Genomic DNA, 20591 nt, shown 5'->3' on the forward strand with positions numbered 1-20591 from the left:
AATTTTCCAACGGCCCGATACCGTCTAAGAGCACCCTGCTGCAAGTTCTTGCAGCGCTCTAGGAAGGAGCCAGAGGAATGAGCCTTAGAAGTCTCAATATCGCGCCGCGCGCAGGCCTGGGTTTCGGCTTGCTGGCGCTGATGGTGTTTGCCCTCGGGGCATTCGCCCTGATGCAGATGGCCAATATGCGCCAGCAGTCCGATGAAGTGGAAAGCAATTGGCTGCCCAGCGTCATGTTCGTCGGTGACATGAGTCAGGACCTGCTGCGCATCCGTGCCCTGACCCTGCGTCTGCTGATCAATCGCGACCCGCAAGCGATTGTCCAGAACGAAAAAAAGATCAACGACATCAAGACTGGCCTGGGGGTTGCCCAGGGGCGCTATGAGTCATTGATCGTGCTGCCCCAGGAACGGGTCCTGTTCGATCGTTTCAAGGCCATTGAGAAGCAGTACCTGCAGCGCCAGGCTCAGGTCATGGCCTTTTCCAGCCAGAACCAGCTGGAAGAGGCGATCAAGGTGGTCAATGGCGAGATGAATCAATTGGCCGATGACATGGCGGCGACCCTGCATGAACTGGTCGAGTTGAACAAGCAGAGCGCGACCCAGGCCACGGACCTGGCCCAGGCCGTGTTCAGCAAGTCGCGGGTCTGGGTGGTGGGCATGATCGCGGTGGCGGCGCTGGTGACCATTGGCCTGGCATTGTTGCTGACCCGCAGCATCGTCCTGCCCCTGGCCCAGTCCCTGAGTGTCGCCGAGGTGGTGGCCGGCGGCGACCTGACGGGTGACATCACGGTGGTTGGCAAGGATGAACCGGCGCGTCTGTTGCTGGCGCTCAAGGCCATGCAGCACAGCCTGCGGGAAACCATCCGGCGCATTTCCGACTCCTCCAGCCAGTTGGCCTCCGCCTCGGAAGAGCTCAGTTGCGTGACCGAGGATGCGACCCGGGGCCTACATCAGCAGAGCCTGGAAATCGAGCAGGCGGCCACTGCGGTGAATCAGATGACCGCCGCGGTGGAGGAGGTGGCCAGCAATGCCGTGGCCACCTCCGAAGCCTCTCGGGAGTCGGACCGGATCGCCCAGCATGGGCGTGAGCAGGTGCATCAGACGGTGCTCTCCATCGAGTTGCTGGCCGAGGATGTGACGACCAATGCCAGCCAGGTGGAAGACCTGGCACAGAAGGTCTATGGCATCAGCAAGGTGCTGGATGTGATTCGCTCCATCGCCGAACAGACCAACCTGCTGGCACTGAACGCGGCCATCGAGGCTGCGCGAGCCGGGGATGCCGGGCGCGGGTTTGCCGTGGTGGCAGACGAAGTGCGGGCCCTGGCCCATCGGACTCAGCAGTCGACCCAGGAAATCGAGCAGATGATTGGCGGGATCCAGCAAGGCACCGACCAGGCGGTCAGTTCCATGCAGCACAGCAACAGCCGGGCCCGCTCGACCCTGGAAGTGGCCAAGGCGGCAGGTCAGGCGCTGGAGGAAATCGCTTCGGCCTTCACCTTGATCAACGAGCGCAATATCGTGATTGCCAGTGCCTCGGAGCAGCAGGCCGCGGTGGCGCGGGAAGTGGATCGCAATCTGATGAACATCCGCGATCTGGCGCTGCAGACCTCGGCGGGGGCCAACCAGACCAGCGCCGCCAGCCAGGAGCTGTCGCGGCTGGCGGTGGATCTGAACACCATGGTGGCGCGCTTCTCGGTGTGAGGCGCTTTCGCTGGCAAGCTGGCTCGTGCAGGTTGCTTGGGCGTCGGCTTACCGGCGAACGCCAGGCGAAAAAAAGCCCCGAACCAGTCGGGGCTTTTTCATTCGGCGAAGCGGCGGGGCTTACTTGCCCTGCCAGCGTTTCAGCACCAGGGTAGCGTTGGTGCCACCGAAGCCGAAGCTGTTGCTCATCACGGTGTTGATGGTGGCGTCTTCGCGAGTCTTGGTCAGGATCGGCATGTCGGCCACTTCCGGGTCCAGCTCGTCGATGTTGGCCGAACCGGCCATGAAGTTGCCTTCCATCATCAGCATGCAGTAGATCGCTTCGTGAACGCCGGCGGCGCCCAGGGAGTGACCCGACAGGCTCTTGGTGGAGCTGATGGCTGGAGCCTTGTCGCCGAACACTTCACGCACGCCCTTCATCTCGGCAACGTCGCCGACCGGAGTCGAGGTGCCGTGGGTGTTCAGGTAGTCGATCGGTGCGTCGACGGTGGACATGGCCATCTGCATGCAGCGGATTGCGCCTTCGCCGCTTGGAGCCACCATGTCGTAGCCATCGGAAGTGGCGCCGTAGCCGACGATTTCCGCGTAGATCTTCGCGCCACGGGCCAGAGCGTGTTCCAGTTCCTCGACCACCACCATGCCGCCACCGCCGGCGATGACGAAACCGTCACGCTTGGCGTCATAGGCGCGGGAGGCCTTTTCCGGGGTTTCGTTGTACTGGGTGGACAGGGCGCCCATGGCGTCGAACAGGAACGACTGGGTCCAGTGCTCTTCTTCACCGCCACCGGCGAAGACGATGTCCTGCTTGCCCATCTGGATCTGTTCCATGGCGGTACCGATGCAGTGAGCACTGGTGGCGCAGGCAGAAGCGATGGAGTAGTTCAGGCCCTTGATCTTGAACGGCGTGGCCAGGCAGGCGGAAACGGTGCTGCTCATGGTCCGCGTTACACGGTACGGGCCAACGCGCTTGACGCCTTTCTCGCGCAGGATGTCCAGTGCTTCCATCTGGTTCAGGGTCGAAGCGCCGCCGGAGCCGGCGATCAGGCCGGTGCGGGGGTTGGACACTTGCTCTTCGCTCAGGCCGGAGTCGGCGATGGCGTCTTTCATGGCCAGGTAGGCGTAAGCCGCTGCGTGGCCGACGAAGCGATAGATCTTGCGATCGATCAGTTCTTCAAGATTCAGGTCAATGGAGCCGGAAACCTGGCTACGCAGACCCATTTCGGCATATTCCGGGTTGAAGCGGATGCCAGGGCGACTTGCACGCAGGTTAGCGGAGACGGTCTCTTTGTCATTGCCCAGGCACGAAACAATGCCCAGACCAGTGATAACGACGCGGCGCATGCGGATAACCCTTAGAAGTTGTCAGTTGAGGTAAACACGCCGACCCGGAGGCCTTCGGCGGTATAGATTTCGCGGCCGTCAACGCTGACCGAACCATCGGCGATGGCCATGTTCAGCTTGCCCTTGAGCACGCGCTTGATGTGAATGTTATAGGTGACTTTTTTCGCGGTCGGCAGTACCTGGCCGAAGAATTTCACTTCCCCCGAACCCAGGGCGCGGCCGCGGCCCGGCAGGCCTTGCCAGCCGAGGAAAAAACCGACCAGTTGCCACATGGCATCCAGGCCCAGGCAGCCCGGCATCACCGGATCGCCTTCGAAGTGGCAAGCGAAGAACCACAGGTCTGGAGTGATATCCAGCTCAGCGACCAATTCACCTTTACCGTACTTGCCACCCTCTTCGCTGATATGGGTGATGCGATCCACCATCAGCATGTTGGGGGCGGGCAGTTGCGCGTTACCTGGGCCGAACAGCTCACCGCGACTGCAGCGCAGCAGGTCTTCCCGAGTAAAGGCGTTTTGTTTGGTCATGCGAGCTCCTCAATAGTCCCGTGCGGCAGGGTTGGGCAATCTTCCCGGCCGATCGAAGCGTTCATGCCTCGAGCCGGCAGCCTACTCATAGACTATTGCGTTGTAGTGAAAGTCACAGCGCAAAGGGCATGAATGTACACTTGTGCACTGAAATTTTTTTTGAGGGCCTTTTCGGGGCCCGTCGGGTGCCTAAGACTGCCGCACTTTCGCCCGTCACGCCAGTCGCACCTGTTGGAAAATAGCCTGTTACTGCACCCAACGTTGGAGAATTTGCTGCAGATCAGCCCGCTTGAACGGCTTGGCCAGGTAGTCGTTCATGCCCGCCGCCAGGCAGGCTTCACGGTCGCCCTGCAAGGCGTTGGCGGTCAGGGCGATGATCGGTAAATCAGCGCAGCCGGGCAGTTGGCGGATCTGCCGGGTGGCTTCGTAGCCGTCGACCAGTGGCAGTCGGCAGTCCATCAGAATGGCCTCGAAAATCAGGCTTTCGGCGCTGCGTACCGCCTGGGCGCCGTCGGTGACGATGCTGACGGTGAAGCCCAGGCTGCGCAACATGGCCTGGATCACGGTCTGGTTCACCGGGTTGTCCTCCACCAGTAGCACGTTGCGGCCTTCGCCCTGGTGAGCGGCCGTGTTCACTCGCGGCGCCAGCACGGGCAGGCTTTGCTGAAACAGCGCCAGGGGGATTTCCAGGGTGAACACCGAGCCCTGGCCTTCCTCGCTCTGGGCCCGCAGGGTGCCGCCCATGCGTTCAGCCAGGGTCCGGGCGATAGGCAGGCCGAGGCCCGTGCCGCCGTAGCGTCGGGAAATCGAGCTGTCGGCCTGCTGGAATGCATCGAACATCAGCTCCAGGCTGGCCGGGCTGATGCCGATCCCGCTGTCGCGCACCGAGCAGGTGAACCACAGGAGTTCGTGATCCAGGGCCTGCCACTGGGGTTCGATGGTGACGCTGCCTTGTTCGGTGAACTTCAGCGCGTTGCCGATCAGGTTGACCAGGATCTGGCGGATTCGCGTCGGGTCGCCCTTGACCTGCAGCGACTCCATGCCCGGCGGCAGCCGCAGTTGCAGGTCCAGGCCTCGTTGCAATGCGCTGTGCTGGAAGGCCTGGGCGCAGCTGCTGATCAACTCGGCGAGGTTGAACGGAATGTGTTCCAGCTCCAGGGCCGAGCGTTCGATGCGCGAGAAGTCGAGGATGTCATTGATCACCTTCAGCAGGTGCTCGGTGGACTCCGAGGCCAGTGCCGCGTACTCGCTCTGCTCTTGGGTCATCTCGGTGGTTTCCAGCAATTGCAGCATCCCTAGTACGCCGTTCATCGGGGTACGCAGCTCATGGCTCATCATCGCCAGGAAGTCCGATTTGGCCTTGTTCGCACGCTCGGCATCTTCCCGGGTCTGGATCAGTTGTGACATTGCCTGTTGCTGCTCACGGCTGGCCAGTTCCAGGCCGGCGGCGAGGTTGTTGATATGTCGCGCCAGATTGCCCAGCTCGCCGTCGTCGACAATCGGCAGCGGCGTCTTGAAGTCGCCTTCCTGAATCGCCTTCACCGCGTGGCCCATGGCGCTGATGGGTTGCGCCAGGCCGGCCGCCAGGCGTCGGGCCAGGAAGAAGGTGAAGAGCAGGGCGAACAGGGCGAGAATCCCGGCCTTGAGGAGGATTTCCTGTTGACGCTGGCTGAAGGCGTCATTGGACATGCCGACAATGACCCGCCCCAGGTAACCGTCGCCCTGGGGGCTCAGGCTGGCGGGATCATTCTGCAGAAAGTCGTTGTGCACCTGAATGCGCTGCAAGCGCACCGGCGCCTGGAAGACCTTGATCTGCTGGGCATGGTTGTGACTGGCGGACGGCTGCTCGACATACACCAGGATGTTGTTGGCACTGTCCTGGACTTCCAGAAAGTGCACATGAGGCGTGGCCAGAGTGGCTTGCAACAGGCTTTCCAGGCCCTCGTTGTTGCCGGAGATCACCCCGTACTCAGTGGCCGGGGCCAACTGGTTGGCGATCAGTTGGCCGGTATGGTTCAACTCCTGGCGCAGATCCTGGAGGCGCACGAAGGTGAAAAAGCTGATCAGCAGCAGAGTCAGGAGCAGGGCCGGGCCCAGGCTGATGAGCTGAGTGCGGGTCTGGATATCCCACCGGCGACGCAATGTCATGGGCGTTTCTCTCCTTCACTCAACTGGTGCGCGACGGCTTGCGGGTCGATTTCCTCGATGCCCAGGGAGCGTGCCACCTGTGGATTGCTCAGTACTTTGAAGGCCGCCGGGTACAGCTCCCTGGGCCAGTGGGCTGGTGCTTGATCCAGCAGGCGGTCCAGGGTCTGCAGCCAGTCCTGCTGGTCGCTGTAGGTGCTGGCCAGGCTGCCGGCCCTGACGAAGCCGGCATTGGGCCCGATCAGCGCCTGTTGCCGGGCGTAGCTGCTCAGCAGCAGGTTCTTCACGGTTTTCGGGTTGTACAGCTTGGGGTCGTCCAGGCCCAGCAGCACCTGGCTGTTGCGCAACAGGTTCTGCAGCGGGCGGCTGTCATTGGTGCTGTCCCAGGGTTCGGCGACGATTTCCATTTCCATGGATTGCGCTGCGTCGCGCAGTTCCCTGAGCAGGAACTGGCTGTCCTCGCTGTACAGCACGCCGATCCGGCGCACTTGGGGCAGCACCTTGTGGATCAGCCGCAGTTGGCGGCTCAAGGGCGGGTCGCTCCAGAGCAGGCTGAGTTTGGGGTGAGGTGCGCCTTGCAGGCGCTGCTGGGCCTGCAGGCGGCTGATCCGCAGGACCAGGGTGGCCGGCCCTTGCGGGTCTTGCAGGCGCCAGTCGAGGCTTTGCGGGTCCAGCAGGATCAGGCGCGTGGCTGCGGGCAGTTGGCTCGGTGCCGGCAGTTGTGCCAAGGGCACGAAGCGCACCTGATCCTGAGGCCGCTGGGTGGCCAGTTCCTCGGTGAAGGTGCGCACGCTGTCGCTGCCTTCACTGGCGGTCAGCAACACGTCGGCTGCCCGCAGCGGAGTCGCCAGCAGCATGCCCAGGAGGATCAGGCAGATACCGAGACAGCGATGAATGCCCAGGGCCTTCCAGGGCCCGCGCTGGCCCATGCTAGAACTCCAGCTCGGCACTGAGGTAGGCCACGTGCCGTGAGTCGTAGAGGTTGTCGGCGAAGGTGGTGGGCTCATGGTCAAGCCGCTGTTGCAGCGTGCCTGCCAGTTCCAGGCTGGCCTTGCCCAGGGCCAGGCGCTTGGCGATGCGGGTGTCGATGCGCTGGAAGCGGTAGCCGTTGAGGGCGTTGTCACCATAGTAGAAGAGGGCGCTGGACCAGCCCTGGCCCCAATTGCGCAGCCAGCCGGCAGAACCGCTGTTGCTGGCGGTCAGGTGCTGGTCCAGGCGATTGCTGGCTTGCGCGTGGACATAGGCGTAGGTCAGGCGCAGGCGGTCGGCGCGGCTCAGTTGCCAGTCGAGCTGGCCCTCGGTGCCGGAGAAGCGCGCCGAGTTGTTGTTGCTGGCGATGTACTGGTTGTTGCGCAGCGGTTCGCTGATCATTCCGCTGATTTCGTCGTAGAACAGCTTGATGTCCAGATTTAGTGCCTGGTCGCTGAAATAGCCGTTGTAGCCCAGCTCCCGAGAGCGCATGTGCTCTTGGTCAAGATTGCCGGGGCCACGGGTCCTGACGAAGTACTGGGCGCTGTTCTGGCCGTAGACCGGAGCGCTCAGGCCGGTGACCCGGTAGCTCCAGTTGACGTTGTTCTCGAACATGTCCGCAGAGCGGATGGCTTCCGAATACACCGCGCGCAGCCCGTGGCGCGGGTTGATCAGGTAGTTGACGGCGATCCGTGGCGTCAGCGAGTTGCCGGTCAGCTGGGTGTCTTCGTACATAGCCCCGCCCTGGATCAGCCAGTGTTCGCTGGCCCGCCACTCCAACTGGCCGAACAGGCGCCAGGTGGTGTCGTCGAGGGTGCCGTTGAAGTAGGTTTCGGAGTCGGCCCGGTCGTAACGATAGTTCATGCCGCTGACCAGCCGCAGGTTATCGCTGAGGCTCAGGGTGTCCTGCAACTCCAGGTCGTAGCGGGTCTCCCGGGCGCTCTGGTCGATATTGCCGCAGACGGGGTTTTGGCCACCATCATTCCATTGATCGATGATTTGGCTTGCCAATGCCCGTTCCGCCGCAGTTCCTGAGGGCGCGCCGCTCAAAGTACTTGGCATATTCCTCGCCAGGCGCTCGGCGTAATAGGGATTGAGTTGCCAAAGGCGCGTCAGTTCAGGGCTGAAGGAAACTGCGGCATCGCAGGCTCTCCATGTCTGCTGGCGGTCCCAGTGTTGGGCCGAGCCCTGTACATAAAGGCTGTGTTGTGGATTGAGCTCCAGATTCCAGCGTAGAGATCCTGCGTAGTCCTTGGCGACAATGTCAGAGTTGTAGCCTTTCTCGGCATAGGCTTTGAAGACTGGTTTATAGGTATAAGGTCGCTGGTTGGTGCCTTCCTTGGCGTTCAATTGCCAATCGATGCTCTGCTGTTCATTGAGCATCTGGCTCACCGACAGACTGACGCGATTCAAGCGCCTGCTGTCGCGGTAGTCCGAACCGTCGAGGCGGCTGTCGAAGCCATCGTCTTCCTGCCCCGACAACGACAGCCGCAGGTCGCCGCTTTCCCAGCCGGTGCCCTGGCTGGCGTACCAGTCGTTGATACCGCGCTGGCCCCTGGTCACCTTGAAGCGCGTGCCGTGGCTGTTGGCGGGGGAGCGGGTAATGATGTTGACCACCGCCATCAGTGCGTTGGCGCCGTAGCTGACGGTGTTGGGGCCGCGAAACACTTCGATGCGCTCGATGTCTTCCATGGCTACCGGAATATCGCTCCAGTCCACCGTGGCCAGGCCCGCGCGATACACCGAGCGCCCATCGATCAGTACCTGCATGCGCCGGGCTTCGCTGGCGTTGGTGCCGTGGTAGTTGACCGTGGCCTGATTGCCGCTGATGGCGCCGACCATCATCCCCGGCACCAGGCGCAGCAGTTCGCTGATGTCCCGCGCGCCGCTGGCCTTGATCAGTTCATTGTCGAGCACCGTCATGCTGCCGGGGACGGCGGCTGGGGATTGCTTCAGGCGCGTGGCGGTGAGGACCTCGGGCAGGGCGCTGCCATCCATGAACAAATCGTCGGCCAGCGCTGGATAGCCGAACAACATGCCCAGCAGCAGTGACAGACGAAGAGGTGAGGGGCCAATGGACACGGCACAGCCTTGAATCTTGAAAGATGGCGCGCATGTTAACCGAGACAGTCGAGTTTTCCAGTCGATAAGCCCGACATTCCCCGAATGAGTCCACCCGTTCCCGACAGATCGTCTGAATGGCCGCTGGGGCTGGTGGTGGGGAAACCGCCCCGTATAATGCCGCCATCGCCACTGCTATGGATAAACGGATTGCATATGACACAACAGCGCCCTATTGCGGTCCTGGGAGGCGGAAGTTTTGGTACCGCCGTGGCCAATCTGCTGGCCGAGAACGGTCACCCGGTGCGGCAGTGGATGCGTGACCCCGAACAGGCCGAGGCCATTCGGGTCAATCGCGAGAATCCGCGCTATCTCAAGGGCATCAAGATTCATCCGGCGGTGGAGCCGGTCACCGATCTGCTGGCCACCCTGAATGACAGTGACCTGTGCTTTGTCGCCTTGCCTTCCAGCGCCCTGCGCTCGGTACTGGCCCCCCACGCGCAACTGTTGAGCGGCAAGATGCTGGTCAGTCTGACCAAGGGCATCGAGGCCCAGACCTTCAAGCTGATGAGCGAGATCCTCGAGGATATCGCCCCGCAAGCGCGGATCGGCGTGCTCTCTGGGCCCAATCTGGCCCGCGAAGTGGCCGAGCACGCCCTGACCGCCACCGTGGTCGCCAGCGAAGACGAAGAACTGTGCCAGCAGGTCCAGGCTGTGTTGCATGGCCGGACGTTCCGCGTCTATGCCAGTGCCGACCGCTTTGGCGTGGAGCTGGGCGGAGCGCTGAAGAACGTCTACGCGATCATCGCCGGCATGGCGGTGGCCCTGGGCATGGGGGAAAACACCAAGAGCATGCTGATTACCCGCGCGCTGGCGGAAATGACCCGCTTTGCCGTGAGCCAGGGTGCCAATCCCATGACCTTTCTCGGTCTGGCGGGTGTCGGTGACCTGATCGTCACCTGTTCCTCGCCCAAGAGCCGCAACTATCAGGTGGGCTTTGCCCTGGGCCAGGGCCTGAGCCTGGAAGAGGCGGTGACCCGCCTGGGCGAAGTGGCGGAGGGCGTCAATACCCTCAAGGTGCTCAAGGTCAAGGCTCAGGAGTTGGGGGTCTACATGCCGCTGGTAGCCGGGCTGCACGCGATCCTGTTCGAAGGGCGTACGCTGAATCAGGTGATCGAGCTCTTGATGCGCGGCGAGCCGAAAACCGACGTCGATTTTATCTCCACCAGCGGATTCAACTGAGTAGCACAGGAGCCAGACATGAACGATACGAATTCCGAAGCCAAATACGAATCCATCCTCCTGCGCGTGCTGTGGATGCTGGTGTTCGTGATGGTGTGGCAGGTGGCGCAGTTTCTCCTTGGTGCCCTGGTCCTGGTGCAGCTTGTTTATCGGTTGATCTACGGCGCTCCCAATGCCGGCCTGATGAACTTCGGTGACAGCCTGAGTCAGTTCCTGGCTCAGATCGGCCGTTTCGGCAGCTTCCATACCGAACAGAAACCCTGGCCGTTCTCGGATTGGCCAACCCCACGAGCACCTGAAGGGGAGGCTCCCCATAGCGTGCCGCCAGCCCCCCATCCGGTGCGCGATGAGGAGCCCAAGCTGTGAAACTGTGGGTCCTGCGCCATGGCCAGGCCGAATCCCACGCGCCCACCGATGCCCAACGCAATCTCACCGCCCACGGCCGTGAGGAAGTGCTGGGCAGCGCCGCGCAACTGATTGGCCAGCCCATCAGCGCAATCATCGCCAGCCCTTATGTACGAGCCCAGCAAACGGCCCAGCTGGTACGTGAGGCCCTGGGGTTCGAAGCAGAGATCCGTACCGTGTCCTGGCTGACGCCGGAGGCCAATCCGCTGCTGGTGCTGCAGCAACTGGACGGTGCGGACAATCTGCTGCTGGTCAGCCATCAACCCCTGGTGGGTAGCCTGATCGGCCTGTTGCAGCATGGCCATCTGCGTGATCCCCAGCCCATGAACACCGCCAGCCTGGCGGAGCTGGAAGGCGACTGGCCTCTGGCGGGGCTGATGACCCTTAACGGCGTCAAGCACCCTTGATGCTGGCGGCGGCCAGGGAATCCCCTGGCCGTCATGACCTTTTGCCCCCGCTCGGTATCGGGTCGTGATCCGCTACATTTCTTAACTTGCAGCGCTCCTTTGTGCGTGGAATAGTCAGCCAAGCAAGTGCTTGGTTGGTGTCGCGAACAGAATAAAAACAAAGGAGCGAGTCATGGCTGCTGCTTTTCGTTTGCCGCTGCAAGTGTTCTACGAGCGCGAAGCTCGTCATCCCCAGCAACGTTTTCTGGTGCAGCCCAGCGCCGGAGGGCAGGTGCAGACGTTGAGCTGGTTCGACGTCGGCCAGCAGGCCCGTCGTGCCGCCCAGTGGCTGCGGGAACGGCAGCTGGCTCCTGGCAGCCACATTGCAATCATTGGCAAGAACTCCGCGCACTGGATCATCAGCGACCTGGCGATCTGGATGGCCGGGCATGTGTCGGTGCCGCTGTATCCCAACCTCACAGCCGATTCGGTGGCCCAGGTGCTGGAGCATTCCGAGTCGGCCCTGGCATTCATCGGCAAGCTCGATGACTGGCCGGGCATGGCCCCGGGGTTGAAGCCCGGGTTGCCCACCATCCGTCTGCCGCTGGGCCCCGAGGGGCATTTCGATTTCGACTGGGAACAGGTGCAGCGTAGCGAGCCCCTGGCGGATAGCCCTTGCCCGCCTGCGGATCAACTGGCCACCATCATCTACACCTCCGGCACCACCGGCCTGCCCAAGGGCGTGATGCACAGTTTCGGCAACCTGGGCTTTGCCGCCAGCCACGGCGTCGGGCTTTTCGGCCTGGGCCCCGAGGATCGGTTGCTGTCCTACCTGCCGTTGTGTCATGTGGCCGAACGCATGTTCGTCGAGATGGCGGCGATCTACACCGGGCAGACTGTGTTCTTTGCCGAAAGCCTCGACACTTTCCTGGTTGACCTGCAGCGGGCCCGGCCCACTGCACTGTTTGGCGTGCCGCGGATCTGGACCAAGTTCCAGATGGGGGTGTACAGCAAGGTGCCGGCCAAGCGTCTGGATTTTCTTTTGGGCCTGCCTTTTATCGGCAGGCGCGTCGGTCACAAGGTGCTGGCCGGATTGGGGCTAGACGCATTGCGCGTGGCCTTGTCGGGCGCGGCGCCGGTACCTCAAACCCTGTTGCATTGGTATCGCCGCCTGGGCCTGGACGTGCTGGAGGTTTACGGCATGACCGAAAGCTGCGGTTATTCCCATATCGGGCGGTCCGGGGAGCATGTTCCGGGCTGGATCGGCCGGCCCTGTCCGGAGGTCGAAGTGCGTATCGATGAGGCGGGGGAGGTCCAGGTGCGCAGCGGGGCCACCATGCTGGGGTATTACAAGGACCCGCAGAAAACGGCGGAAACCATCACCGAGGATGGTTTTTTGCGCACGGGGGACAAGGGGGAGCAGGATGCTGCCGGCAATTTGCGCCTGACTGGCCGGCTCAAGGAAATCTTCAAGACCAGCAAGGGCAAGTATGTGGCCCCGGCCCCCATCGAGAATCGCCTGGCGGTGCATGCCCATATCGAGCAGGTGTGTGTGGTGGGCGATGGCTTGAGCGCGCCCCTGGGGTTGTGTGTGCTTTCGGCGGCCGGCTTGCAGGCAGCTGGCGGCAGCTCCCGGGAAGGACTGCACAGCAGCCTGGAAAGTCTCCTGGTTCAGGTCAACGGCAGTCTGGACAAACACGAGCGTTTGCATCGGCTAGTGGTGGTCAAGGACAACTGGGCCGTGGAGAACGGCTTTCTGACCCCGACCCTGAAGATCAAGCGCAATGTGATCGAAGCCACCTATGGCGGGAGTTTTCAAACCTGGAGCGAGCGTGGCGAAGCCGTGCTGTGGCAGGATTGATCGACAAGAACAACCCGAGAGAAGGAAGCGGCGATGAGTCTGTGGCGTACCACTCCGAACATCGAACAACTGAACGCAATCCAGAAGAACACCATCGGCGAAGTGCTGGATATTCGCTTCGAGTCCTACGACGAGGAGTCGTTGACGGCGAGCATGGTCATCGACCATCGCACCCACCAGCCCTATGGCCTGTTGCATGGCGGCGCGTCGGTGGTGCTGGCGGAAAGCGTCGGCTCCATGGCCAGCTATCTGTGCATCGATGCCAGCCAGTTCTATTGCGTGGGCCTGGAGATCAACGCCAACCACCTGCGGGGCTTGCGCAGCGGTCGGGTGACAGCGGTAGCCAGGGCCATTCATATCGGGCGCACTACCCATGTCTGGGACATCCGCTTGAGCAGTGATGAAGGCAAGGCCAGTTGCGTCTCGCGCCTGACCATGGCCGTGGTGCCGCTGGGACAGAAACCGCCGGTGGCTTGAAACAACGGGTCATAGGCTGAGCCCGGGTGTCAGCATTCCTGTCCGTTACGGTCATTGCCCTGGTACGGGGCCTTGCGGACAATCGTTGTTGGTTTGGTGGATGGATGAGTCGGTATGTCGCAACAGGTTTTTTTCGCTCACGCCAATGGGTTTCCCTCCGGGACTTACGGCAAGTTGTTCGCTGCCTTGGCGCCTGAATTCCAGGTCAGCCACTTGCAGCAGCACGCCCATGACCCGCGTTTTCCGGTGGACGATAACTGGCGCAGCCTGGTGGACGAATTGATTCACCACCTGCAACAGCAGGCCCAGCCGGTATGGGGCGTCGGACATTCATTGGGCGGGGTGTTGCACTTGCATGCGGCCTTGCGTTGTCCGGAACTGTATCGGGGCGTGGTCATGCTCGATTCCCCGGTGCTGACCCGGGCCGATCAATGGGTGATCCGCGCCGCCAAGCGGTTTGGTTTCATCGACCGCTTGACTCCCGCCGGGCGCACCCTGGGACGTCGTGAGGAATTTGCCGATATCGAAGCGGCCCGCAGCTACTTCTCGCGCAAGACCCTGTTTCGCGCGTTCGATCCGGACTGTCTGGACGCGTATTTGCAGCATGGCCTGCAGCAAGTGGGCGACCGCCTGCGGTTGCGCTTCGATCCGGCTACCGAGATCAGCATCTATCGCGGCGTGCCCCACACCAGCCCTGGCAGCGCCCGCCAGCTAAAGGTGCCCCTGGCGGTGGTGCGGGGGCAGCAGAGTCGGGTGGTGATGCGTCATCACACCAGTGCAGTGGGGCGCATGCCCCATGGGGAATCGCTGACCATGCCTGGCGGCCACATGTTTCCTCTTGAGCGGCCCACTGCCACGGCGGCCTTGCTCAAGGAGCTGTTCAGCCGCTGGGACGATCGCCAGCAACGGAGTTGTGCATGAGCCATACCGTCGAGGAAGTGCGCCTGAGTCTGCCCCACATCGAACTGGCGGCTCATCTGTTCGGGCCCGAGGACGGTTTACCGGTCATCGCCCTGCACGGCTGGCTGGACAACGCCAACAGCTTTGCCCGGCTGGCGCCCAAGCTCAAAGGTCTGCGTATCGTTGCCCTGGACCTGGCCGGCCATGGTCATTCCGGGCATCGCCCCCTGGGGGCCGGCTATGCCTTGTGGGACTACGTGTACGACGTGCTGCAAGTCGCCGAACAGCTGGGCTGGAAGCGTTTCGCCCTGATGGGCCATTCCCTGGGGGCGATCGTATCCCTGGTGCTGGCGGCCGCGCTGCCGGAGCGGGTCAGCCACCTGGCCTTGATCGACGGGGTCATTCCACCGACCGCCAAGGGCGAGGACGCCGCCGAACGCCTGGGCATGGCCCTGCAGGCGCAAATCAACCTGCAGGACAAGAGCAAACCGGTCTATCGCACTCTGGAACGGGCCATCGAAGCACGGATGAAGGGACTGGTCGCGGTCAGTCGCGAGGCTGCCGAACTGCTGGCCCAGCGTGGCCTGATGCCGGTTGCCGGTGGCTACACCTGGCGCAGTGACAGTCGCCTGACCCTAGCCTCGCCGCTGCGGCTGACCGAGGAACAGGCCATGTCCTTCGTCCAGCGTGTCAGTTGTCCAACTCAACTGGTGGTTGCGGCCGATGGCATGTTGGTCAGGCATGAAGCGCTGTTGCAGCGTCTACCCTTTAGCCGTGAGCAGCTGCCAGGCGGCCACCATCTGCATCTCAACGATGAGACCGGTGCCAGCTTTGTCGCAGACTGTTTCAATCGGTTTTTCGCCGTTCCTTGACTTGACGGGGTCAACTGTCGAGGCTGGGCGGGTTGAAATGGGAGACAACCATGATAGATCTGTACACCGCTGCGACCCCCAATGGCCACAAGGTTTCCATCCTGCTCGAAGAGCTCGGCCTGCCCTATACCGTGCACGCCCTGAGTTTCGACAAGCGGGAGCAAAAGGCGCCAGCGTTTCTGAAGATCAATCCCAATGGACGTATTCCGGCCATCGTCGATCGCGACAATGGTGATTTCCCCGTATTCGAATCTGGCGCGATCCTGGTGTACCTGGCCGAGCGCAGTGGCCAGTTGCTGCCCGCCGACCCCAAGGGCCGCTCCATCGTCATGCAATGGCTGATGTTCCAGATGGGCGGGGTGGGGCCCATGCAGGGCCAGGCCAACGTATTCTTCCGTTATTTCCCGGAAAAGCTCCAGGGCGCCATCGACCGCTACCAGCATGAAACCCGGCGCCTGTACGAGGTGCTCGATACTCGTCTGCAGCAGGTCGAATACCTGGCCGGGGACTACAGCATTGCCGACATCGCCACCTTCCCCTGGGTGCGCGGTCATGAATGGTCCGGTGTCTCGGTACAGGGATTGCCGGCCCTGCAACGCTGGATGGCGGCCCTGGAGGCCCGGCCTGCGGTCCAGCGCGGCTTGCAGGTTCCGCAGCGCAATGATGACGCCAGCGTCGTCAAAGGCGCCCAGGCCATGCTTATCCGATGAGAGTGTTCATGCGTTCAATCAGTGCTTTGAGCTTGGCCTTGTTAAGCTCGCTGGCGCTTGCCGCCGATCTGCCGGGCAGTCATGACCTGCCTTTGGTTCCCCGTCTGACCGACGCACAAATCGTCGACTACCGCCCCGAAGTGGAGCAGGAGCGCGTCTACCCCTTGGGGTCGGTCCGCAGGATCAGCGGCCAGCTGCGTTTTGACGGACAGGTCAATGCCAGGGGCAAACTCACCGCCATTACCTACCAATTACCCGCCGAGCGCACCTCCAACGAGGCCTTCACCCTGGCCCGGGAGGCCCTGCAGAAGCAGGGGGCCGAGCTGTTGTTCTGGTGCCAGGCCAGGGATTGCGGCGAGAGCAGCCTGTGGGCCAATCAAGTGTTCGGCAACGCCAAGCTGTACGGCGCCGATGAGCAGCAGGCCTATCTGCTGTTGCGCCTGGCGGAGCCCCAGGAGAACACCCTGGTGGCCTTGTATAGCATCACCCGGGGTAATCGCCGGGCCTACCTCCATGTGGAACAGTTTGATGCTGCAGCGCCTCTGGGCGACCTGCTGCCCACCTCGGCGACCTTGCTACGGCAGCTGAAGGACACGGGAAAACTGGATCTGCCAAAACTCGCGGACCCCCAGCCCGTCTGGCTCAATCTGCTCTCTCGTGGCTTGAATCTGGACACCACGATGCGGATCAGCCTGTCCGGCAAGCAGGCTGAAGCCTGGCGCCAGGCCCTGATCAGCCAGGGCGTGCTGGCCACGCGCATGGAGACCGGCAACACCGAAGTGACCGGCTTGCACGTCGAACGGCTGCGTTAAGCTGTTTCAGGCGGCCCGCATTCGCGGGTTCGCCTACTCTTCTCTGATTCTTCTTGCGCGAGACATTTCATGCCCAATAACGATCGCCTGCTGGTGCAGATCCTGCTCCTGGTGTTGTTCGGTGCCAGCTTCTGGGTGATGGCGCCTTTCTGGTCGGCGCTGTTCTGGGGCGCGGTGCTGGCCTTTGCCAGTTGGCCTCTGATGCGATTGCTGACCCGTTGGCTCAATGGCCGCGAATCCCTGGCCGCAGCGCTGCTGACCCTGGGCTGGATGGTCCTGGTGGCGGCGCCCCTGGTCTGGCTGGGCCTCAATCTGGCGGACCATGTGCGCGATGCCACGGCCTTTATCAAGGACGTGCAGGTGGACGGGCTGCCCGAGGCTCCCGCCTGGCTCGGTGGCTTGCCATTGGTCGGAGAGCGCTTGGTGGCGTTGTGGGACAGCATCGACCAGCAGGGCGCGGCCCTGATGCTGGCGGTCAAGCCGTACCTGGGGCAGGTCGGCAACTGGTTGCTGGCCCGCAGTGCGCAGATAGGCGGGGGCATTCTTGAGCTGACCCTGAGTATTGTCTTCGTGTTTTTCTTCTACCGCGACGGTCCGCGCCTGGCGCTGTTCGTGCACAAGCTGCTGGAACGCCTGATCGGTGACCGGGCCGGGTATTACATCGAACTGGTGGCCGGCACGGTGCAACGGGTGGTCAACGGAGTCATAGGTACCGCAGCGGCCCAAGGCGTGCTGGCGCTGATCGGATTCCTGATTGCCGGCGTTCCCGGGGCGCTGGTGCTGGGTATCGTCACCTTCCTGCTCAGCCTGATTCCCATGGGACCGCCCCTGGTATGGATTCCGGCCACGGCCTGGCTGGCCTGGAAGGGCGAATACGGCATGGCGGTGTTCCTGGGAATCTGGGGCACCTTCATCATCAGCGGCGTCGACAACGTGCTCAAGCCGTATCTGATCAGTCGCGGTGGCAATCTGCCCCTGGTGATCGTGCTGCTGGGCGTGTTCGGCGGCCTGATCGCCTTTGGCTTTATCGGCCTGTTTATCGGGCCGACCCTGCTGGCGGTGGCCTACAGCCTGCTGCTGGACTGGAGTGCCAGCCAGGCCCGGGCCCAGGAACCGCGCTGACGTGCGGATTGCCGCTCCCCGAGGGAGCGGCAAGGGGCCTCAGGCGGCGACGTTGACGCTGCTGCCGGGGTTCAACTGATACTGCTTGCTGAGGTTGGCGATCATCTTGCCCAGGGCTTCGGCGATGTTGGCCTGCTGGCTCTGGGCGTCGCTGTCCTGGGTATTTGAGTTTTGTCCCCGTCGCTACACAAGGCGCTCAGGGGCGGGGCAGGTGCAACACTGCAGTCAGGCCGCCGCCCGGGGTTTCGTCCAGCAGCAATTGCCCACCCATGCGCTCCGCCGCCTCGCGGGCAATGGTCATGCCCAGGCCAACGCCGCCGGAGTTGCGGTTGCGTGAGCCTTCGAGGCGGAAGAAGGGCTCGAACACGGCCTCACGCTTGTCGGCGGCAATCCCCGGCCCATGATCGATGACCCGGATCAGCAGCTGCTCACGGTTGTCTTCCAGGGTCAGGGTGGCCTGCCCGGCATAGCGCAAGGCGTTGTCCAGCAGGTTGTTGAGGCAGGACTGCAGGGCCATCGGCTGCACCAGCAGGGGCGCGCAATGGCCTTGGGCCTGGACGTCGGCGCCCTGGTCCTGGGCGTTCTCGCACAGCGACTCCACCAGCGCCTGCACATCCATCCATTGCGCCGCCTCGCTGGTGCGCTGTTCATGCAGATAGCTGAGGGTGGCATCGAGCATCTTGATCATGTCGTCCAGGTCCTGGCGCATTTGCCCTTGCAGCTTGCTGTCCTCGATCTGTTCCAGGCGCAGCTTGAGGCGTGACAGTGGCGTGCGCAGGTCATGGGACACGGCGCCGAGCATGCGCCCCCGCTGCTGAACCTGTTCCTGTATGCGTTTTTGCATCTGGTTGAAGGCGCTGGCCGCTTGTCGCGCTTCCCGGGGGCCGACTTCTTCCAGGGGCGGGCTGTCGAGATTTTCACTCAGGCGTTCCGCGGCATCGCTGAGGCGCTGGATGGGGCGCGATAGCAGCTTGGCGCCGTACCAGGCGGCGATGATCAAGGAAATGAACTGGAAAGTCAGGGGCACCAGTGGGCCACCGAACCAGGGCCGTGGCGGGCGTCTCGGGAAATGCGGTGGCTGAACTGGAGGCTGGCCATTGTTGAACGTCGCCGAATGGGGCGGCGGCGGTGGGGGCGGTGGTCCGTAATGGTGAAACCAGAAGAACGCCAGCAGGTGGGCGAGTACGATCGCGATCAGCAGGACGCCGAACAGGCGGCCGAACAGCGTATCGAAACGCCCACGCATCAGCCGATATCTCGGGCGTCGAACAGGTAGCCCTCTCCGCGCACGGTCTTGATCAACTGCGGCGATTTCGGATCATCCCCGAGCTTCTGCCGCAGACGCGAGACCAGCAGGTCGATGCTGCGATCAAAGGCTTCGATGGAGCGTCCGCGGGCGGCGTCCAGCAGTTGTTCGCGGCTCAACACCCGGCGCGGGCGTTCGATGAATACCCACAGCAGGCGGAACTCGGCGTTGGACAGCGGCACCACCAGCCCATCGGCCGAGATCAGTTGGCGCAGGACGCTGTTCAGGCGCCAGCTGTCGAAGCGGATATTGGCTCGCTGTTCGCTGCGATCATCACGGACCCGGCGCAGGATGGTCTGGATTCGCGCCACCAGCTCTCGGGGTTCGAAGGGCTTGGCCATGTAGTCGTCGGCCCCCAGTTCCAGGCCGATGATGCGGTCGGTGGGTTCGCAGCGGGCGGTGAGCATGAGGATCGGAATATCCGATTCGGTGCGCAGCCAGCGGCACAGGGACAGGCCGTCTTCCCCGGGCAGCATCAGATCCAGTACCACCACGTCAAAGTGTTCGGCCTGCAGGGCCTGGCGCATTGCTGTTCCGTCGGTGACGCCACTGGCATGGATGTTGAAGCGCGCCAGGTAGTCGATCAGCAGTTCGCGGATCGGTACGTCGTCGTCGACGATCAGGGCCCGGGTGTTCCAGCGCTTGTCATCGGCATTGACTGCTGCTTTGGAGTCGTTGAGAGGGGCTGGAGTGTTGTGCATGGGGCGTTCATCTGCCAGGTAGGCTTGCCGCCACTAGAAGGTGACGGCGGGGTTGTGGCTTCAGCATAGGCGTCCGGCCCGGGGGCTGGAAGTGCTGTTCGAGGGTATTGCGGCTGGGGAGGGTAGCGTCGGGGATTGTTGCTGACGTGTCGTCAGTGTATCCGGCTTGATACAAAGTCCGCGTCTCCCGGGGGATTTGTCGGCCGGATCGGCATTCGCGACCACCGTTGAGGATGTTTTACCTTTCATCGGGTCCCGGAGCGCCACGGCTTGCGCTACAATCCGCGCCGATTTCGACTTGCCTGAGAGCCCCTTCATGTCCGCCTGCCAGACTCCTATCATCGTCGCCCTGGATTTCCCCACCCGTGACGCCGCACTGAAACTGGCCGATCAACTGGACCCGAAACTGTGCCGGGTCAAAGTCGGCAAGGAACTGTTCACCAGCTGTGCCGCCGAGATTGTCGGGACCTTGCGTGACAAGGGTTTCGAAGTGTTCCTGGACCTGAAGTTCCACGACATTCCCAACACCACCGCCATGGCGGTCAAGGCTGCTGCGGAAATGGGCGTGTGGATGGTCAACGTGCATTGCTCCGGCGGCCTGCGCATGATGGCTGCCTGCCGCGAGGTGCTGGATCAGCGCACAGGTCCCAAACCGCTGTTGATCGGCGTCACCGTGCTCACCAGCATGGAGCGTGAAGACCTGGCCGGTATCGGCCTGGACATCGAGCCCCAGGAGCAGGTCCTGCGCCTGGCCGCCCTGGCGCAGAAGGCCGGCATGGACGGCCTGGTGTGCTCGGCCCTGGAAGCCCAGGCACTGAAGAGCGCCCATCCGAGCCTGCAACTGGTGACCCCGGGGATTCGTCCGGCGGGCAGCGCCCAGGACGACCAGCGGCGGATTCTCACTCCGCGTCAGGCTCTGGACGCAGGCTCCGATTACCTGGTGATTGGTCGTCCCATCAGCCAGGCGGCCGATCCGGCCAAGGCCCTGGCCGACGTAGTGGCCGAACTGGCCCTGTAACACGCCTCCTCTTGCAGGAGCCGGCTTGCCGGC

19 protein-coding genes and 1 pseudogene are annotated in these 20591 nt (G+C 62.9%); 13 read left to right on the plus strand and 7 right to left on the minus strand.

Annotation, left to right across the window (positions count from 1 at the left end; all coding sequences use genetic code 11):
* Positions 1 to 77 precede the first annotated feature (77 nt).
* A pseudogene (locus KHO49_RS31490) lies at positions 78 to 848 on the plus strand (MCP four helix bundle domain-containing protein); the annotation flags it as partial.
* Positions 840 to 1703, plus strand: a complete 864-nt coding sequence (locus KHO49_RS31495) for a methyl-accepting chemotaxis protein (RefSeq protein WP_372342471.1) — start codon at positions 840 to 842, stop codon at positions 1701 to 1703. The pseudogene KHO49_RS31490 and the gene KHO49_RS31495, both read left to right, overlap by 9 nt.
* Before the next feature lie 120 nt (positions 1704 to 1823).
* Here KHO49_RS31495 and fabB read toward each other — a convergent pair whose 3' ends face one another.
* From fabB to KHO49_RS09770, 5 genes are all read right to left on the minus strand, one after another.
* Positions 1824 to 3044: a beta-ketoacyl-ACP synthase I gene (fabB, locus tag KHO49_RS09750; RefSeq protein ID WP_047302756.1), complete on the minus strand. Its 1221-nt coding sequence runs from the start codon at positions 3042 to 3044 to the stop codon at positions 1824 to 1826.
* An 11-nt stretch (positions 3045 to 3055) separates the two neighbouring features.
* Positions 3056 to 3571 carry a 3-hydroxyacyl-[acyl-carrier-protein] dehydratase FabA gene (gene fabA, locus KHO49_RS09755; RefSeq protein WP_011060067.1) on the minus strand — a complete coding sequence of 172 codons (516 nt, stop codon included), beginning with the start codon at positions 3569 to 3571 and terminating at the stop codon, positions 3056 to 3058.
* 246 nt (positions 3572 to 3817) lie between these two features.
* Positions 3818 to 5719 (minus strand): ATP-binding protein, encoded by a 1902-nt coding sequence (locus KHO49_RS09760; protein ID WP_102878898.1) that lies wholly within the window; start codon positions 5717 to 5719, stop codon positions 3818 to 3820.
* The gene (locus KHO49_RS09765; protein WP_213664946.1) at positions 5716 to 6645 is read right to left on the minus strand and encodes an ABC transporter substrate-binding protein; all 930 of its coding nucleotides are present in this window, start codon (positions 6643 to 6645) and stop codon (positions 5716 to 5718) included. The genes KHO49_RS09760 and KHO49_RS09765 overlap by 4 nt, the downstream gene beginning before the upstream one ends.
* A gap of 1 nt (position 6646) precedes the next feature.
* A complete protein-coding gene (locus KHO49_RS09770; RefSeq protein WP_213664947.1) occupies positions 6647 to 8767 on the minus strand; it encodes a TonB-dependent receptor plug domain-containing protein in 2121 nt (706 codons plus the stop codon).
* Between the two features lie 195 nt (positions 8768 to 8962).
* Between KHO49_RS09770 and KHO49_RS09775 the strand changes: the two genes are divergently transcribed.
* From KHO49_RS09775 to KHO49_RS09820, 10 genes are all read left to right on the plus strand, one after another.
* Positions 8963 to 9988, plus strand: a complete 1026-nt coding sequence (locus tag KHO49_RS09775; protein WP_102878901.1) for an NAD(P)H-dependent glycerol-3-phosphate dehydrogenase — start codon at positions 8963 to 8965, stop codon at positions 9986 to 9988.
* Between the two features lie 18 nt (positions 9989 to 10006).
* Positions 10007 to 10354 carry a DUF4389 domain-containing protein gene (locus KHO49_RS09780; protein WP_102863952.1) on the plus strand — a complete coding sequence of 116 codons (348 nt, stop codon included), beginning with the start codon at positions 10007 to 10009 and terminating at the stop codon, positions 10352 to 10354.
* Positions 10351 to 10800: a phosphohistidine phosphatase SixA gene (gene sixA, locus KHO49_RS09785; protein ID WP_213664948.1), complete on the plus strand. Its 450-nt coding sequence runs from the start codon at positions 10351 to 10353 to the stop codon at positions 10798 to 10800. The genes KHO49_RS09780 and sixA overlap by 4 nt, the downstream gene beginning before the upstream one ends.
* A gap of 172 nt (positions 10801 to 10972) precedes the next feature.
* The gene (locus tag KHO49_RS09790; protein ID WP_213664949.1) at positions 10973 to 12640 is read left to right on the plus strand and encodes an AMP-binding protein; all 1668 of its coding nucleotides are present in this window, start codon (positions 10973 to 10975) and stop codon (positions 12638 to 12640) included.
* Positions 12641 to 12673: 33 nt separating this feature from the next.
* Positions 12674 to 13117: a hotdog fold thioesterase gene (locus KHO49_RS09795; protein ID WP_102863949.1), complete on the plus strand. Its 444-nt coding sequence runs from the start codon at positions 12674 to 12676 to the stop codon at positions 13115 to 13117.
* Positions 13118 to 13231: 114 nt separating this feature from the next.
* On the plus strand, positions 13232 to 14038 hold the full coding sequence (locus KHO49_RS09800; RefSeq protein WP_102863948.1) for an alpha/beta fold hydrolase: 807 nt from the start codon (positions 13232 to 13234) through the stop codon (positions 14036 to 14038).
* Entirely contained in the window at positions 14035 to 14889 is an 855-nt protein-coding gene (locus KHO49_RS09805; protein WP_213664950.1) for an alpha/beta hydrolase, read from the plus strand. The genes KHO49_RS09800 and KHO49_RS09805 overlap by 4 nt, the downstream gene beginning before the upstream one ends.
* Before the next feature lie 50 nt (positions 14890 to 14939).
* Positions 14940 to 15599 carry a glutathione S-transferase family protein gene (locus KHO49_RS09810; RefSeq protein ID WP_102878906.1) on the plus strand — a complete coding sequence of 220 codons (660 nt, stop codon included), beginning with the start codon at positions 14940 to 14942 and terminating at the stop codon, positions 15597 to 15599.
* 8 nt (positions 15600 to 15607) lie between these two features.
* A complete protein-coding gene (locus KHO49_RS09815) occupies positions 15608 to 16411 on the plus strand; it encodes a DUF4892 domain-containing protein (RefSeq protein ID WP_180988369.1) in 804 nt (267 codons plus the stop codon).
* A 69-nt stretch (positions 16412 to 16480) separates the two neighbouring features.
* Complete coding sequence (locus KHO49_RS09820) at positions 16481 to 17533, plus strand: AI-2E family transporter (RefSeq protein WP_102863944.1); 1053 nt, start codon at positions 16481 to 16483, stop codon at positions 17531 to 17533.
* A gap of 196 nt (positions 17534 to 17729) precedes the next feature.
* Here KHO49_RS09820 and KHO49_RS09825 read toward each other — a convergent pair whose 3' ends face one another.
* A complete protein-coding gene (locus KHO49_RS09825; protein WP_102878908.1) occupies positions 17730 to 18779 on the minus strand; it encodes a sensor histidine kinase in 1050 nt (349 codons plus the stop codon).
* Positions 18779 to 19540 carry a response regulator gene (locus KHO49_RS09830; RefSeq protein ID WP_102878909.1) on the minus strand — a complete coding sequence of 254 codons (762 nt, stop codon included), beginning with the start codon at positions 19538 to 19540 and terminating at the stop codon, positions 18779 to 18781. Before KHO49_RS09830 ends, KHO49_RS09825 begins: the two co-directional genes overlap by 1 nt.
* Before the next feature lie 316 nt (positions 19541 to 19856).
* Here KHO49_RS09830 and pyrF point away from each other — a divergent pair, with 316 nt between their 5' ends.
* Complete coding sequence (pyrF, locus tag KHO49_RS09835) at positions 19857 to 20558, plus strand: orotidine-5'-phosphate decarboxylase (RefSeq protein WP_213664951.1); 702 nt, start codon at positions 19857 to 19859, stop codon at positions 20556 to 20558.
* Positions 20559 to 20591 lie beyond the last annotated feature (33 nt).

This window comes from Pseudomonas sp. RC4D1, assembly GCF_018390395.1.
Taxonomy (GTDB): Bacteria; Pseudomonadota; Gammaproteobacteria; order Pseudomonadales; family Pseudomonadaceae; genus Aquipseudomonas; species Aquipseudomonas danubii.